At 63.8% G+C, this 15,889-nt stretch carries 18 protein-coding genes; 5 read left to right on the top strand and 13 right to left on the bottom strand.

Translation table 11 applies throughout. The annotated features are described in order from the left end of the window. A partial coding sequence (locus tag KBT70_RS08185; RefSeq protein WP_296631068.1) for a hypothetical protein occupies positions 1-692 on the top strand: 692 nt, incomplete at its 5' end. Between the two features lie 6 nt (positions 693-698). Here KBT70_RS08185 and KBT70_RS08190 read toward each other — a convergent pair. The 9 genes from KBT70_RS08190 to zwf all read right to left on the bottom strand — a co-directional run bounded on the left by KBT70_RS08190 (position 699) and on the right by zwf (position 10,615). Then, positions 699-1,865 carry an alpha-hydroxy acid oxidase gene (locus KBT70_RS08190; protein WP_296631071.1) on the bottom strand — a complete coding sequence of 389 codons (1,167 nt, stop codon included), beginning with the start codon at positions 1,863-1,865 and terminating at the stop codon, positions 699-701. Between the two features lie 54 nt (positions 1,866-1,919). Further along, positions 1,920-3,302 (bottom strand): MATE family efflux transporter, encoded by a 1,383-nt coding sequence (locus KBT70_RS08195; protein WP_296631075.1) that lies wholly within the window; start codon positions 3,300-3,302, stop codon positions 1,920-1,922. A gap of 42 nt (positions 3,303-3,344) precedes the next feature. Then, positions 3,345-4,244 carry a hypothetical protein gene (locus KBT70_RS08200; protein ID WP_296631078.1) on the bottom strand — a complete coding sequence of 300 codons (900 nt, stop codon included), beginning with the start codon at positions 4,242-4,244 and terminating at the stop codon, positions 3,345-3,347. Further along, positions 4,226-4,870, bottom strand: a complete 645-nt coding sequence (locus KBT70_RS08205; RefSeq protein WP_296631082.1) for a DUF1007 family protein — start codon at positions 4,868-4,870, stop codon at positions 4,226-4,228. The genes KBT70_RS08200 and KBT70_RS08205 overlap by 19 nt, the downstream gene beginning before the upstream one ends. A 77-nt stretch (positions 4,871-4,947) precedes the next feature. Then, complete coding sequence (locus KBT70_RS08210) at positions 4,948-5,748, bottom strand: TylF/MycF/NovP-related O-methyltransferase (protein ID WP_296631085.1); 801 nt, start codon at positions 5,746-5,748, stop codon at positions 4,948-4,950. A gap of 57 nt (positions 5,749-5,805) precedes the next feature. Continuing rightward, positions 5,806-6,783: a polyphosphate kinase 2 gene (ppk2, locus tag KBT70_RS08215; protein ID WP_296631091.1), complete on the bottom strand. Its 978-nt coding sequence runs from the start codon at positions 6,781-6,783 to the stop codon at positions 5,806-5,808. A 116-nt stretch (positions 6,784-6,899) separates the two neighbouring features. Beyond that, positions 6,900-8,480, bottom strand: coding sequence for a glucose-6-phosphate isomerase (gene pgi / locus KBT70_RS08220; protein ID WP_296631094.1), 1,581 nt, complete (start codon positions 8,478-8,480; stop codon positions 6,900-6,902). Positions 8,481-8,492: 12 nt separating this feature from the next. Then, positions 8,493-9,164, bottom strand: a complete 672-nt coding sequence (pgl, locus tag KBT70_RS08225; protein WP_296631097.1) for a 6-phosphogluconolactonase — start codon at positions 9,162-9,164, stop codon at positions 8,493-8,495. Next, positions 9,161-10,615, bottom strand: coding sequence for a glucose-6-phosphate dehydrogenase (gene zwf / locus KBT70_RS08230; protein ID WP_296631100.1), 1,455 nt, complete (start codon positions 10,613-10,615; stop codon positions 9,161-9,163). The genes pgl and zwf overlap by 4 nt, the downstream gene beginning before the upstream one ends. A 160-nt stretch (positions 10,616-10,775) precedes the next feature. On the opposite strand from zwf, the gene KBT70_RS08235 reads away from it, so the two are divergent. After that, complete coding sequence (locus tag KBT70_RS08235; RefSeq protein ID WP_296631103.1) at positions 10,776-11,729, top strand: radical SAM protein; 954 nt, start codon at positions 10,776-10,778, stop codon at positions 11,727-11,729. A gap of 235 nt (positions 11,730-11,964) precedes the next feature. Here KBT70_RS08235 and KBT70_RS08240 read toward each other — a convergent pair whose 3' ends face one another. Next, the gene (locus KBT70_RS08240; protein WP_296631106.1) at positions 11,965-12,369 is read right to left on the bottom strand and encodes a hypothetical protein; all 405 of its coding nucleotides are present in this window, start codon (positions 12,367-12,369) and stop codon (positions 11,965-11,967) included. A gap of 8 nt (positions 12,370-12,377) precedes the next feature. Next, on the bottom strand, positions 12,378-13,580 hold the full coding sequence (locus tag KBT70_RS08245) for a pyridoxal phosphate-dependent aminotransferase (protein ID WP_296631108.1): 1,203 nt from the start codon (positions 13,578-13,580) through the stop codon (positions 12,378-12,380). 85 nt (positions 13,581-13,665) lie between these two features. On the opposite strand from KBT70_RS08245, the gene KBT70_RS08250 reads away from it, so the two are divergent. From KBT70_RS08250 to KBT70_RS08260, 3 genes are all read left to right on the top strand, one after another. Continuing rightward, positions 13,666-14,067, top strand: a complete 402-nt coding sequence (locus KBT70_RS08250; protein WP_296631111.1) for a helix-turn-helix domain-containing protein — start codon at positions 13,666-13,668, stop codon at positions 14,065-14,067. Further along, on the top strand, positions 14,060-14,356 hold the full coding sequence (locus KBT70_RS08255; protein WP_296631115.1) for a succinate dehydrogenase assembly factor 2: 297 nt from the start codon (positions 14,060-14,062) through the stop codon (positions 14,354-14,356). The genes KBT70_RS08250 and KBT70_RS08255 overlap by 8 nt, the downstream gene beginning before the upstream one ends. 90 nt (positions 14,357-14,446) lie before the next feature. Further along, a complete protein-coding gene (locus tag KBT70_RS08260; RefSeq protein ID WP_296631120.1) occupies positions 14,447-14,947 on the top strand; it encodes a winged helix DNA-binding protein in 501 nt (166 codons plus the stop codon). Here the strand turns inward: KBT70_RS08260 and KBT70_RS08265 are convergent. Further along, positions 14,941-15,639, bottom strand: a complete 699-nt coding sequence (locus tag KBT70_RS08265) for a DUF1194 domain-containing protein (protein ID WP_296631122.1) — start codon at positions 15,637-15,639, stop codon at positions 14,941-14,943. The two genes, KBT70_RS08260 and KBT70_RS08265, sit on opposite strands and share 7 nt — an antisense overlap. Continuing rightward, positions 15,633-15,889 (bottom strand): VOC family protein (locus KBT70_RS08270; RefSeq protein WP_363270304.1); only part of this gene is annotated, 257 nt, incomplete at its 5' end. The genes KBT70_RS08270 and KBT70_RS08265, both read right to left, overlap by 7 nt.

Raw genomic sequence — 15,889 nt, forward strand, 5'->3', positions numbered from 1 at the left:
TTGCGGTCTTTCGCAGACAGGATCACTGGCTCGAGTCCGACTTCAAGCAGCACGTCAAAGGTGGGCAAAAGTGGAACGGCAGCATCGAGGAGTTGCTGGAGAAGCGCACGCAGCAGGATGTGCTGAACTATGCGCTCTTCATGCTTTACTGGGGCAAATATGTCGGGCGGGACCGGGTATTCAGCACCGTGATCCTGCCGGGCAGCGCGCGGCGTGATCCGGTCAATTTTGTGCTGGAACAGATTGGCGCAGGGAGCCTGTGCTATGCGGAGGAGGCCGACGTGCCGCTGGCCAATGTCAGCCCGCCCACGGGGCTGATTGAGCCTGCGCGCCTGCTCAAGCGCGAGATGCAGGAGGCGGGGGCCTCGGCGGCGGCGGTGGATGTCGCCTTGGATCGGTTCTTTGCCGAAGCGCCGGGGCTGGTCGAGGTGCCGAAGCGGCGGTTTCTTCTGCCCTTTGCGGCCCGTCAGGCGTTGGTTGATCGTTGGAAAGGCAGCAATCACGATTTGGAGCGGCGGGCAGGGCATGTCGGCAAGTTCGATGTCGAGGTCACGCAGGATGCCGCGTCCGAAGTGCCGTTGGAGGAAGAGGCGCGCGCCGTGCTGGCGGAATGGAAAGCGGCCAAGGGTCCTACGCCCGCGCCTCAGGTGGAGGCGCGGCGCGGGCTCTTGCGGCGGATTTTGGGGCGGTGATGCGCCTCAGTCCATCCAGCGGCCGGTGAAATCCTCGGGCACCATCAGGATATCGCGGTCGAGCGTCTTGACGTCTCGGCGGCCGCAGAGACCCATGGTGCTGTCGAGTTCCTTGTGGATCACCTCGAGCGCGCGGGTGACGCCCGCCTCGCCCATGGCCCCCAGACCGTAGACAAAGGCGCGGCCGATATAGGTGCCCTTGGCCCCCATCGCCAAAGCCTTGAGCACGTCTTGGCCCGAGCGGATGCCGCTGTCGAGATGCACCTCGATCTTGTCGCCCACCGCATCCACGATGGCGGGCAGGGCGCGGATGGCCGAGAGCGCGCCGTCGAGTTGCCGTCCGCCGTGGTTTGACACGATGATGGCATCGGCCCCGACATTGAGCGCCTCGCGCGCGTCGCGCGGGTCCATGATGCCCTTGATGATGAGCGGGCCATCCCACATCTTGCGGAACTGGCGGATGCGGTCCCAATCGAGCGCCTGATCAAAGGCCTCGGAGGTCCATGTGCTGAGCGAGGAGGGATCGGTGACGCCCTTGGCATGGCCCACGATATTGCCGAAGAACCGCCGCTTGGTGCCCAGCATACCCAGGCCCCAGTGCACCTTGGTCATCATGTTGGCGACGCTCTTGGGGGTGAGCTTGGGCGGGGCGCTGAGGCCGTTCTTGAGATCCTTGTGCCGCTGACCCAGCATTTGCAGATCGACCGTGATCATCGCCGCCGAACATTTGGCATCGCGCGCCCGGTCAAACAGGCGCTGCATGAAATCGTCATCCTTGAGGGTATAGACCTGCATCCAGAAGGGCTTGGTGGTGTGTTCGGCCACATCCTCGATCGAGCAGATCGACATGGTGGAGAGGGTGAAGGGCACGCCGAATTTCTCGGCGGCGCGGGCGGCCTTGATCTCGCCATCCGCGTGTTGCATGCCGGTGAGACCGACGGGGGCGAGGCCCACAGGCATTGATACATCTTGCCCGATCATCTTGGTTGCCGTGCTGCGCCCGGTCATGTCGATGGCGACACGCTGGCGCAGGTAGATCTTGTCGAAATCGGTGGTGTTCTCGCGGAAGGTCTGTTCTGTCCAACTGCCGGATTCGGCGTAGTCGTAGAACATCTTGGGGACGCGGCGGCGGTAGATCTGTTTGAGATCGGCGATATTGGTGATGACGGGCATGGCGTCCTCCGGAATTGGTCAAGTTCCTTTACCAACGGAAGGGCTGTCGCGCAATCACCCCTGTTGCCGCATCTGAGGGGTTTGTGCGGGAATCTGGCGCACCGACCAGCCCCAGAACCGCACGAGCATGAACACCCCCGCCAGCGCCAGCCCCATGGCGAGGCCAAGCCAGATGCCGGGGCCGCCCAAGCCAAGGGTGAAGCCCAAAAGGTAGCTCACGGGCACGCCGACCGCCCAATAGCTGAGGGCGGCGATGACCATGGGCACGCGGGTGTCCTGCACCCCGCGCAAGAGGCCGAGCGCCTGCACCTGGGCCGCGTCCATCAGTTGAAAGAAGGCGGCGGCGGCGAGGAGTTGGCGGCCGATGGCGATCACCTCTGCCCGGTCGGGATCGTCGGGCGCCAGAAAGACACCGACGAGCGGGTCGGGCACAAGGAGGAGGAGCGCCATTGTCGCCAGCGCCACAGCGGCGGAGAGGCCAAGCACCACGCGCGCGCCGTCGCGCAGCCCCGCGCCATCGCCGCGCCCATGCGCCTGTCCTGCGCGCACGGTGGCGACGTTCGAGAGGCCAAGGTGGATCATGAAGATCACCGAAGTGATCTGCATCGCGATGCCATGGGCGGCCAAAGGCAGCGTGCCGAGCCAGCCCATCATGATCGAGGCAGAGGCGAAGAGGCCGACCTCCGCCAGATTGGTCAGGCCGATGGGCCAGCCCAGCCGAAAGACGCGGCCCAGCGCCTCGGGGTCGGGACGCCAGAAGCGTTGAAAGAGCGCGTGGTCGGGGGCGGAGCGGTGGACATAGACGCCAAGCACCACGAAAGACGCGATGTTGACCCCGAGCGAGGCAATCGCCGCGCCCTGCACGCCCAGTTCGGGAAAGCCGAAGTTTCCGAAGATGAGCAGATAATTGACGCAGGCATTGAGCGCCACGGCCCCAAGTGTCACCCAGAGCACCACGGCGGTGCGCTCCAGCGCCGCAAGATAGGATTTGAGCACCATCACCATCAGCGCGGGCAGGATGCCGAGACCGGCGATTTCGAGGTAATCGGCGGCGAGGGCAGCGGTGGCGGGCTCTTGGCCCATGCGGTCAAAGAGCGCGCCGGAGCCCAGCATCAGGGGCAGGGTGGCCAAGCCGAAGAGGATCGACGCCCAGAGGCCCATGCGGGTGATGCGGCGCACTTGGGTGATCGCGCCTGAGGCTTGGGCCGAGGCCACCATCGGCATCACCGCCCAGGCAAAGCCCGAGCCCATGATGAAGAGGACAAAGAACATGGTGCCGCCCAGCACTTCGGCGGCCAGCGCCTCGACCGAATACCAACCCAGCATGAGCGCATCGGTGAAGGTGATGGCGAACTGCGCCACATGGCTTCCAATGAGCGGCAGGCCAAGGCCCAGCACGGCGCGGGCATGCTGGCGATATGTGAGGCGGGGTTGCATGGATTTGGGGTTAGACGGGGGCGGGGTGGCGCGCAACCCTCGTCAGAGAACGCTGAGCATGAGATGCGTCGAGAGTGCCGCAATGGTCACGCCTGCCGCTATCTCGAAGAGGGGCAGGGCGCGGGCGGTATCGCCTGTGGCGAGCCGCGCCAGCGCGCCTTCGCGCAAGGTGACAGAGGCGATGGCCACGGCAAGGGTGACGCTGGCGGTGCCAAGGCCCATGGCGAAGGCGCCGAGGATGCCTGCAAGATCAAGCCCCATGCGCCATGTGAGGATCAGGAGGAACAGCGCACCGGTGCAGGGGCGGATCGCCACGGCCCCGATCAGGGCAGCGGCGTCTCGCCAGCCGGTGACAGCCTCGGCCTCGGCCAAGGTTGGCCCGTGTTTATGCCCGCAAGAGGCGCAGGGGGCGTCATGGTCGTGATGATGATGGTCGTGGGTGGCGCGGGTTTTGCCCCAGCGACGCAGGCCGCGAAAGGCCAGCCAGAGACCCACGAGGGCGATGGCCGCGAAGCTGGCGGGGGCCATGATGTCTTCGGCCAGATCGGTCATGTGTTGGCGGGTGAGATCGAAGAGGAAGACGCCGGCATAGACCAGCAGCACCGCCGCCGCGGCCTGCGCAAGACTGGAGGCCAGCGCCAAGAGCGACAGCCGGAATGCGCTGACGCGCGCGGCCATGCCGTAGCCACCGATCAGGATCTTGCCATGGCCCGGCCCTGCCGCGTGAAAGAACCCATAGGCAAAGCAGAGGCCCATCAGCCCGGCCAAGGCCCCCGGTTCACCGGCACGCAGCGCGCGCAGGAGGCGGGCCATGGCCTGTTGTGTCTCGGCCTGTCCGGCGCGGGCCCAAGCGGAGACTTGCCCGGCCCCGCCAAAACCCCAGAGCCAGATCACAAGGGCAGCAAGGGCCAGCGCGGCGAGGCTCAGGACGGGGCGGCGCATGTGACCGAAAGGCTCTCGGAGAAAAGATTGCCGATTTCGACCCCGGTATATTGTTCCTCGGCGGTCATTTCGCTGAGCATCTGGCGGAACTGTTCCTGACTTTCGTCAAGGTCGGGTTCGGTGATCGTATAGACGCAGCCTTTGGGCAGGGTGATTGGCCCCGCAAGGCTATGGGCCACGTAATAGGTGGGATCATAGGCCTCGACGCGCAGACCCTCGGCTTTGACAGGGCCAAAGGTGCGGGTATGGGTGGCGACGATGCGGCCATTGGTGAGGGCAATGTCGGTCGGAATGGGGTGATCCAAGGCAATCTTGGTCTCGCCCTGATACATGTAGAGATCCCCCTCGAACCCCTCTGGCCATTCGACCAGATCAAAGCCCTTGAGCTTGGCCAATTCGGGCTCGGTCAGGGTGCCGTCGCCATCGGGGTCAAGGCCCATGTCGGTGAGGATCAGAAGGGAAAAGAAATCGTCATAGCTCCATGTCACCTCGACCTCGGTCAAGCGCCCCTCGGCGTCGGCGGTCAAGCGCAGGGCGACATCGACAAAGACATGCGGATGCGCGCCCAAGGGGGCTACGGGCAGGCAGAGGGCGGTGGCAAGGGCCATGGGAATGAGCGGCTTCATGCCGTCAGACTTAGGCGCAGGGCGCGTCTGCCGCAAGGCGCGTTCGCGTGGGCGCGCGCGCCCGCGCGAAAGCTCGCCTAGGCCTTGATCACGATGGATTGACCGCTGGTCAGCGAGAGGACGTTTTCGGGTTTGTCGGCGAAAAATTCGTCAATCGCCTTTTTCGCGCCGGGGCAGTCGCCAGAGCCGTAATCGTCGCAGATAATTACCCCGCCGGGTTTGACCCGAGGATAGAAGAACTCGACCGAGGCCAGCGTCGGCTCGTAAAGGTCAACATCGACATGGACGAGCGAGAACTCCTGATCCGCGACATCGGGGAAACGGTCGGGAATCCAGCCTTTGTGCAGGTCCACGCGGTCGCCGAAGGCGCTGAGATTCTGGCGCACGATGTCTTGGGGGACAGCCAGATCGCCCTTGGACCATTCCGATTTGCCGCCCGATTGCACATCGGCGTCGCTGGGTTCCGAGAGACCCTGAAAGGAGTCGAAGATGTGCAGGCGCTTGGTGCTCTGCATGCCTGCGCCGGTCAGCAGGAAGAGCGAGGATTTGCCATAACGCACGCCACATTCGGCAAAATTGCCGGGAATGTTGCGCACCATACGCGCCGAAGTCATGAGCGTGAAGCAGCGGTCATAGGGGCTGCCTTCGATGCCGCGCTCTTCGGCCATGTCACGGGCGGCGATGAATTCGGGGTCCGTGAGCCAGATCAGATGCGGCTTGTAGACCTCGTAGCGTTGCCGCGCGGCCAGACGCTTGGCCAGTTTGTAATAGCTGCGCCGGTATTTCTCGCGCCCCAGAAGAAGCCCGCCGAGCGAGTCGAGTGCCTTGATGATCACGGTGTGCCCCTTGTCTGACCCGTCGGCGCGCCGTGTGGCCACGCCTGCGGGTTCTTTGCCCAGAGTGAGGTGCTGCGTCAAGAGGCGCGTGCGCGCACCCTAGCGCGCCTTGCGATCCTCGGGATGCAGGGATTTGCCCAGGATGTGATCGCTCTTGTGCAGCACATGCTGCGCGGTCGAGACGATCAGCGGGTCGGGCGCATGGGCGATATGACGATCCTTGCCGGGGTAATCGAGCGAGTTGAGGAAATGCCGCATGCAATTGAGGCGCGCGCGTTTCTTGTCATCGGATTTGACCACGGTCCAGGGCGCATCCGCGGTGTCGGTGTAAAAGAACATCGCCTCTTTCGCCTCGGTGTAATCCTCCCATTTATCGAGGCTGGCCTTGTCGATGGGGCTGAGTTTCCACTGCTTGAGCGGATCGGTTTCGCGGCTGGCAAAGCGGGCGCGCTGCTCGCCTTGGGTCACGGAGAACCAGTATTTGTAGAGCCGTATGCCCGAACGCACCAGCATCCGCTCCAACTCGGGCGTTTCGCGCATGAATTCGAGATATTCATGCGGTTGGCAAAAGCCCATCACCCGCTCGACCCCGGCGCGGTTATACCAAGAGCGATCATAGAGCACCATTTCGCCGTTTGTGGGCAGGTGCTGAATGTAACGCTGGAAATACCACTGGCCGCGTTCCTGATCGGTGGGTTTGTTGAGGGCCACGACGCGGGCAGCACGCGGGTTGAGATGTTCGGTGAAGCGTTTGATCGTGCCGCCTTTGCCCGCAGCATCGCGCCCCTCGAAGATCAGCACGAATTTCTGCCCGGTCTCTTGCGCCCAAAGCTGCACCTTGAGCAATTCGGCCTGAAGATGCGCCTTTTGCGTCTCATAGCTGCGGCGGCCCATCCGGGTTTCGTAGGGGTAATCGCCGTTTTCGAAGGCGTGGCGCAGGGAGTTGGGATCGGTCTCGGAGGGTGCGGTGGCGGGTGTGTCTGCCGGGGTCGCCGGGGCTGCGCCGTTGATCGGCAGGGTGGCGGAGTCGGCCGGAGTTTCGGGCGTGGGCAGGGGGGAGAGAGGGGATTCGCTCATACGACACTCCGGACTGGTCTATTGATCACTCCGGGAATGATATTTGAACTTTATGTGACAGACTTTGAGCGAGGTCAAATTTCTTGAGAAATGCGCGTGTGCTCGCTTGTCTTGGATCAGACCCCTGCGGCGCGGGCAAAGGCCACGAGGGCGGCGGTTGATCCGTCGCGGGTAAGAGTGGTGTCGCCGGTCAGCATGGCATCGACATCGACCGCCAGCACCTTGCCCAGTTCCACCCCCCATTGATCAAAGGAGTTGATCCCGAGGATCACGCCTTCGACGAACACGCGATGTTCATAAAGGGCGATGATCTGGCCCAGACGGCGGGGGCTGAGGCGGTCGTAGATGAGCGTGGTCGAAGGGCGGTTGCCGGGAAAGACCCGGTGAGCGGCCTGCCGCTCAAGCTCTGCGCCAGTGTAGCCTGCCTCGCGCATGAGCGCGCGCGCCTCATCGAGCGAGCGGCCGCGCAAGAGCGCCTTGGATTGCGCGAGGCAATTGGCCACCAGCAGGCGGTGATGATGCGCAAGCTCTGGCTCATGCCCGGTGGCCGCCACGAGGAATTCGCAGGGAATGACGGCGGTGCCCTGATGGATCAGTTGGTAAAAGGCGTGTTGGCCGTTGGTCCCCGGTTCGCCCCAGACCACGGGGCCAGAGGGGCGGCTGAGGGCGGTCCCCGACATGCTCACGCGTTTGCCGTTCGATTCCATTTCGAGCTGTTGCAGATAGGCGGGCAGGCGGGCGAGGCGTTGGTCATAGGGCAGCACGGCGCGGGTGCCATGGCCCATGCCCTGATGGTGCCAGAGACCGATGAGACCGAGCAGGAGCGGCATGTTATCGAGCGGGGCTGCGGTCTGGAAATGTTGGTCCATCGCCTCGGCCCCGCGCAGGAAATCCTCGAACCGCTCTGGCCCGATGGCGATCATCAGCGGCAGGCCGATGGGCCCCCAGACGGAATAGCGCCCGCCGATGTAATCGCCAAAGCCAAAGACAGCGCTTGCGTCGATGCCCCATTCGGCGGCTTTGGCGGCGGCAGAGGACACGGCGGCGAATTGCGGCCCCGGATTGACCCCGGCGCGGGTCATCCACGCCTGTGCCGTGGCGGCATTGGTCATGGTCTCGATGGTGGTAAAGGTCTTGGAGGCGACGATCACCAGAGTGGTGGCCGGGTTCAGCCCCGCCAGCGTGTCGGCGATGTCGGCCCCGTCCACGTTCGAGACGAAATGACAGCGCGGGCCATCGTGATAGGGGCGCAGCGCGCGCACCGCCATGTCGGGGCCAAGATGCGAGCCGCCGATGCCGATTGTGACGACATCGGTGATGGGGCCGCGCCGGACGCTGTTGGCAAAGCGGGCCATGCGCGCGCGGGTGTCGGTGATCTCGGGCATGATATCGCTGCCCGCGACCATGACCGGGCGGCCGGAGAGATTGCGGAGCGCGGTGTGGAGCACGGGGCGCGCCTCGGTCTCGTTGATGGCCTCGCCTGCGAACATCGCGGTGCGGCGGGCTGCCACCCCGGAGGCATCGGCCAATTCGACAAGGGCGTCGTGCGCCGGTGCGGTGAGGGCGGTCTTGGAATAATCCAGCAGCATTCCGTCAAAGCGGGTCGAGAAGGTCTCGGCGCGGGAGGAGTCCTCGAACAGCCCGGCGATGTCGATCCCCTGCGCTGCATGGGCGAACTCTTCAACCTTTGACCACATGGCTTGATCCTCTCACGGGCTCCAATGCACTGTGGCACCCGCTAGCACGGCGGCAATCGGGGCCTCAAGGGGGCGCATGTGCTGTGCGCGGTCAAACGCCGCCCGCTTCTGCGCGCCGGTGATGACGACATGGGTGCAGAGCGCCCCTGCCAGCACCCGCGCCGAGAGGGTGACGCGCGGCTCTTCGAGCCCCGGCGCGCGCATGGGCACGAGGATCGGCGCATCCTCGGCCATGGCGTCAGCCAGGCGGTCGGCACCGGGAAAGAGCGAGGCGGTGTGCATATCCGTCCCCATGCCCAAGAGGCAGACATCTATGGGCAGGGCCGGGGCGATGTTGGTTTCCAATTCGGCCAGCACCGCCTCGGGTTCAGGCGATCTGGCGTAGAGCGGCAGGTAGCGCGCCGCCGCCGCGCGGTCGCGCAACAGGCGCTCGCGCAGGAGGCGGGTGTTGGAGCGCACGTGCACTTCGGGGCGCCAGCGTTCATCCGAGAGCAGGATATCGACCCGGTCCCAGTCGAGATCAAGCGCACAGAGCCCGTCAAAGATCGGCCCCGGCGTGGTGCCGCCCGGCACGACGAAAAGCACGCGGTCGCGGTTGCGCAGGGCTTTGCGCAGGTCGGTCGAGAGGACATCGACCAAGCCCATGGCCAGCATCTCGTCATCGGCATATTCGAGGAGGGTCATGGTCGTATCTCCCGCCAGCGGCGTCCGTCGCGGTGCATGAGCATCAGCGCGTCATCCGGTCCCGCCGAACCTGTGGCATAGGGCAGGGGGGCGGCACCTTCATCCTCCCAATCGGCGATGATCGGATCGGTCCAGGCCCAAGCTGCCTCAACCTCGTCACCACGCATGAAGAGGGTCTGATTGCCGCGGATCACATCCATGATGAGCCGCTCGTAGGCATCGGGGAAATCCGCCTCTTCCGGTCCCAGTGCCTCGGCAAAGGTCATGTCGAGCGGCACGTCGATGAGGCGCATACCGCCCGGTCCCGGTTCCTTGATCGTGACGCCCAATTCGATCCCCTCATTGGGTTGCAGGCGGATCGTGAGGATGTTGCGGTGCCGCCCGGCATCGGCGCCAAAGATCGAATGGGGCGCATCCTTGAACACCACGGCGATTTCGCTGGCGCGGTCGCGCAGGCGTTTGCCGGTGCGCAGGTAGAACGGCGTGCCCGCCCACCGCCAATTGGAAATATGCGCCTTCAGCGCCACGAAACTCTCGGTCATGCTGTCGCGGTTGCCCACCTGATTGCGATAGCCGGGTTGGGTGCCGTCGCCTTCATACTGCCCGCGCACGACGTTGGCGCGCGCTACTGGATCGAGGGCGCGGATGACCTTGAGTTTCTCGTCGCGCACGGCATCAGGTTCGAATTTGGCGGGCGGCTCCATCGCGATGAGGCAGAGAAGCTGCATCATGTGGTTTTGAACCATGTCGCGCATCGCGCCGGATTTGTCATAGTAATCGCCGCGTCCGCCCACGCCCACGGATTCTGCCACGGTGATCTGGATGTGATCGACATATTGGCTGTTCCAGAGCGGTTCAAAGAGGACGTTGCCAAAGCGGATCGCCATCAGGTTCTGCACGGTTTCCTTGCCGAGATAATGGTCGATGCGGTAAATCTGACCTTCGGTAAAGTGCCGCGCCAAGGTGCGGTTGAGATCGCGCGCGGTATCGAGATCGCGGCCAAACGGCTTTTCCACCACGATGCGGCTGAGGTCGTCGGCCATGCCGTGTTTGTGCAGGCGTTTGGCCAGATCGCCAAAGAGCGCGGGTGCCACCGAGAAGTAAAAGGCGCGAATGCGGTCGGGGCGCATAAGGGCGGCCAGTGGCTCCCAGCCTTCGGTGCCGCGCGCATCAAGGGTGACAAAATCGAGCAGGTCGAGAAAGGCGCTGAGGTCTTTCTTGCGGGCCGATTCCTCGCCGCCGAATTCGGTGATCGCGGCGCGCGCCATGGCGCGGTAGCCGTCGCGGTCCATATCGCCGCGTGCCGCGCCGATCAGGCGCACATCGCCTTCGATCTGGCCTGCGACAAAGCGGCGGAAGAGCGCCGGCAATATCTTGCGTCGCGCCAGATCGCCGGTGCCGCCAAATATCACCAGATCGAAGGGATCGACCGGGATCACCCGAGAGGCCATGGTCCATCTCCTTTGCTCGTCATCCGCCCGTTTTTCGGGCGCGGCATCTGCCGGGGCAACTCTAACATGTTGGGGCGTCTTCACAATGGCGTCAGAACGCTTCTCTTGCCAGTGCGGGAGCGATAGGTGAGAAAAGACAAACAGCAAGGTGGATGACCTTATGAAAGATACCGTTACCGGCCCGGCCAATCAGGGCAAGTTTCAGGACCCTGCGCGCACCGCCAAGGGCGAGATGCGTGCCTCGGTGCCGCTGAGCCATCCCGAGACGCTGTGGTTCAACACTGGCACGCTCTGCAATATCGAGTGCCGCAACTGTTATATTCTGAGCTCACCCAGCAATGATGCGTTGGTCTACATCACCGAATCAGAGGTGCGGGAGTATCTGGCCCAGGTGCGTGATCGGGGTTGGCCGCTGCGCGAGATCGCCTTTACCGGTGGCGAGCCCTTCATGAACCCCGAGATGATCGGCATGGCGCGGGCGGCGCTTGAGGCGGGGTTTGAGGTGCTGATCCTGACCAATGCGATGCGCCCGATGATGCGCAAGACGATGCGTATGGGGCTCTTGGAATTGGTCAAGGCCTGGGGCGACAAGCTGACTTTGCGGATTTCGGTCGATCACTGGTCTGAGGCGCTCCATGACGAGGAGCGGGGTGCGGGGGCATTCGCTAGGACGCTGGAAGGTATGTGCTGGTTGCGGGATCATGGTGTGCGCATGACCGTGGCCGGGCGCACCGTCTGGGGCGAGAGCGAGGCGTCCTCGCGCGCGGGCTATGCGGCGTTCTACGCGGAACATGGGTTTGCGATTGATGCCCATGATCCGGGCGCGACCGTGCTCTTTCCCGAGATGGATGAAGGAGCCGAAGTGCCCGAGATCACCACGGCCTGTTGGGACATTCTGGGCAAGCGGCCCGAGGACATCATGTGCGCCTCGTCGCGTATGGTGGTGAAACGCAAGGGGGCGGCGCGGCCTGCGGTTGTGGCCTGCACGTTGTTGCCCTATGCGCCCGAGTTCGAATTGGGCGAGACACTGGCCGAGGCCGAGCGCGATGTGCCGCTGAACCATCCCCATTGCGCCAAGTTCTGCGTGCTGGGCGGGGCGAGTTGCTCGCGGTGAGGGGGGCCAGAGTTTTTCTCAGTCACGCCCGCGCGGAATCAAGCCCGAAGGGCGCCGCGCGATCGCTGGGCCGTCGCGCGGCCTAGCGATTTTGAGAGGGAGCGCATCGCTGATAGGTCGCACTGACTTGGCTGGCATAAAGTGGCAGCCACTCCTGATGCTTCGCTAGTCCCCGGCCCAGCGACCGCGCAGCTTGGTGATTGCCGCGAAGGTCATCTTAAGTGCCCCCGCCGCCTCACTCGCCCTTGAGCAGGCGGTCCGCCTTTTTGCGCACCAATACCGAGCGCAGGTCGTGCATTGCGAGAAGGAGCGCATCCGTCACTTGCTCGAGCTGGTCATCGGTCGCCTTTGATTGCACCCAATGGGTCGTGGTGTTGAGATAATCGACCGCGCGCAGGATATCGTCGATGTCGCGGTATTCGACCAGCTTGAGCCGCTCTTCCATCCATGCAGTGATGGCAGTGATATCGGCGTCGGTCAGGGCGCGTTCGCCATGCGGCTTGATTTCGGATTTGCGGATATTGACGGTGGCGATCTGCTCCATCTCGATCCGGCGCTGCCGGTTCTCGGTATCGACCCGAAACACGAAGGCCCCGTTTTCACGGACCCTGAAATAATAATCCGGCAGATCACCCGCCATCCGTCCCCCTAGCTCAGCCCTTTGCAGAATGACTGTATCCGCGTGCAGGCCTCTTTGAGCGCTTCATCTGAGGTTGCATAGCTGATCCGAAAATTCGGGGATAGGCCAAAGGCCGCGCCAAAGACCACGGCGACGCCGGTTTCCTCGAGCAGCGCCGTGGCAAAGGCCTCGTCATCGGTGATTTTTGCGCCGCCCGCGCTGGTCTTGCCAATGAGACCGGCAATGGACGGGTAGACGTAAAAGGCCCCGTTGGGGGTGGGGCAGTCGATGCCCTCGACCTCGTTCAACATCTGGACCACCAGATCCCGGCGGCGGGCAAAGACGGTGTTGTTCTCGGCGATGAAATCATGGCTGCCATTGAGCGCCTCAACGGCGGCCCATTGGCTGATGGTGCAGGGGTTCGAGGTGCTCTGCGACTGGATCTTGCGCATCGCGGCAATCAGATCCTGCGGCCCCGCCGCATAGCCGATCCGCCAGCCGGTCATGCAATAGGCCTTGGACACACCATTGCAGGTGAGTGTGCGGTCATAGAGCGCCGGCTCCACCTGTGCTGGCGTGCAGAATTCAAAGCCGTCATAGGCCAGATGTTCATACATGTCGTCGGTCATGATCCAGACCTGCGGATGGCGCAGGAGCACATCCGTCAGCCCCTTCAGCTCGTCCCAAGTATAGCCCGCGCCGGTGGGATTGCTGGGCGAGTTGAAGATGAACCAGCGCGTTTTGGGCGTGATCGCCGCCTCGAGCGCCTCTGGCGTGAGCTTGAACCCGGTTTCGATGCCCGCAGACGCAATCACCGGCTCGCCGCCCGCGAGCAGCACCATGTCGGGGTAGCTGACCCAATAGGGCGCGGGGATCAGCACCTCGTCGCCGGGGTTGAGCGTGGCCATGAGTGCATTGTAGAGGATCTGCTTGCCGCCCGAGGCGACGCTGACCTGCGCCGGGGTATAGTCGAGCCCGTTGTCGCGTTTGAACTTGGCGCAGATTGCCGTCTTTAGCTCTGGGATGCCGTCAACGGCGGTGTATTTGGTCTTGCCCTCTTCGATGGCGCGGATGCCTGCGGCGCGGATATGCGCGGGTGTCGGGAAATCCGGCTCTCCGGCGCCGAGGCCGATCACGTCGCGCCCCGCAGCCTTGAGTTCCTGGGCCTTGGTGGTCACGGCGATGGTGGGCGAGGGTTTGACGCGCGACAATGTCGCGGAAAGACGGGACATGGCCGGCTCCGGTTTGAATTCACTCGTGGAATGTCTTAGGCTGCGGTCAGGGCGCGATCAAGCCCGATCACTGGAAAGGAAGACAATGACCGCTGACACCACCGACGGCTGGTTTGACCCCGACGCCACCACCTTTGGCGACCGTGTAACAGGCGCGCGCGAGCGCTCTGGCATGAGCCAGGCCGATCTTGCGAAACGGTTGGGCGTCAAGCTCAAGACGCTCAAGTCTTGGGAGAACGACCTGTCGGAGCCGCGCGCCAACAAGCTGTCGATGATGGCGGGGATGCTCAATGTCTCGCTCTTGTGGCTGTTGTCGGGCGAAGGCGACGGACCGGGCGCGCCTGATATGGGTGAGTTGTCACGCGATGTGATGGATATGCTGACCGAAATCCGCGACATCCGCGCGCAGATGACCCGTTCGACCGACCGCCTCGGGCGGCTGGAAAAGACGTTGCGCGCCAAATTGCGGGAAGAAGCCGGTGAGTGAGGCCCCTGTCGAGGCACCGGGCGGCGCCGATGAGCCGCACGCCCACCGGATCAAGCGCCTGCGCATGCGGGCGATGCGCCGGGGAATCAAGGAAATGGACATCATCCTGAGCCGCTATGCCGAAGCGCGGCTCGAGGGGATGGACAAGACCGCTTTGGACGGGTTCGACGCGCTCTTGTGCGAGAACGATCAGGATCTCTATCAATGGGTGACGGGACAAGCCGCACCGCCTGCGCGCTTTGCCCCCCTGGTGGCCGAGATTGCGGCAGAGGCCAGCGGGGGAAAGTAGATCGCATTTTAGGCGGTTTGGCCGCGATTTACCGAATGTTCGGGTTTTTGCCAGATGGTCCCCTGCGAGCAGTATCGCACGGAGACCGACATGAGCTATCACAGCCCCCTGACCACGGGCGCCGTTCAGAGCGCCTTTATCAGCAGCTATCTGGACGCGCTGTCCCTCGTGGAACGCCTGCACCGGCTTTTGCTGGATGTCATCAAGGATGAGTTCGAGCGCGTCGGCGTGTTGGAAATCAACGCGGTGCAGGCGCTCTTGCTGTTCAACATCGGCGACCATGAGGTGACAGCGGGGGAGTTGAAAACGCGCGGTTATTATCAGGGCAGCAACGTCAGCTACAATCTCAAGAAGCTGGTGGATATGGGCTATATGCACCATCAGCGCTGCGAGGCGGATCGCCGGTCGGTGCGGGTGCGGCTGACGGAAAAGGGGCGCAATATCCGCGATCTGGTGGGCGATCTCTTTGCGCGCCATGCCGAGGGGCTGGAGGGGCGCGGCGTGCTGGGGCCCGATGGGATTGACCAGATCACCGCCTCTTTGCGCCGGGTGGAGCGGTATTGGACGGATCAGATCCGCTATATCTATTGAGGCAAGGGGCCATCATGGGGCAGGGCGCCAAGCATGAGATCGTTGATTTCGCGAAAGAGCTTGCGCGACATGGCGCGCTCGAAATCCTCGAAACCTTGCGCGACTTCAAGAAAGGCGCCCGGTCCGTAGAGCACTTCGCGTTGGTAATACTGCGTGACCTGCGGATCGTGCCCCTCGATCACGAGGCCGTTCACGGTGATGCCGTCGAAGGGAAAATGCTTGTAGGCGAGCGCCGGGCCGAAGCCCTGATTGTTGATCCCGTCGCCCGACACGTCGATCACCTGCCGGTCGCAGCGCGGCGCGCGCGCCATCAGCGCCGCCCCATAGCCCAACGCCGAGCCGAGGCCGGTGGGATAATCGCTGGTCGAGCGTTGCATGCCCGCCAGCACCGCCACCGCGCCGGTGATGTCGCCATCAGAGCGCAGCAGGGTCCAGTCGAGATGCAGCTTGTCCTGAAAGCGGCCGCTCCACTCATAGACCGCCAGCGCCACATCGCCCGCCCCGCCGCGCAGGATCGCCGTGCGGATTTCGGACGTATCAAGCGCCGAGGCGAGGCCCACCCGTTGCAGGGCATATTCCGCCTCATCGACCGATGAGGACACATCGAGGGCGAGCACCAACGCAAGGCGGCAGGCACCTTGCGCCGGGGCCGCGAGGAGCGCGGCCAAAAGAAGGGCCGCAAGCCTCACCAATGACCGATATTCTCCATGCTGGTCCAGGGCTCTGCCGGGGGCAGGGCGTCACCCTCTTGCAAAAGCTCTACCGAGATATTGTCGGGGCTGCGCACAAAGGCCATGCGCCCGTCGCGCGGCGGGCGGTTGATGGTGACGCCATTGTCCATCAGGTGCTGGCAGAGCTGGTAGATATTGCTGGTTGCATAGGCGAGATGGCCGAAATGGCGGCTGTCCGAGGGCAGGCCTTCGTCGCCGTCCCAATTATAGG

It is taken from the genome of Roseovarius sp. (genome assembly GCF_018066915.1).
Lineage (GTDB): Bacteria > Pseudomonadota > Alphaproteobacteria > Rhodobacterales > Rhodobacteraceae > Roseovarius.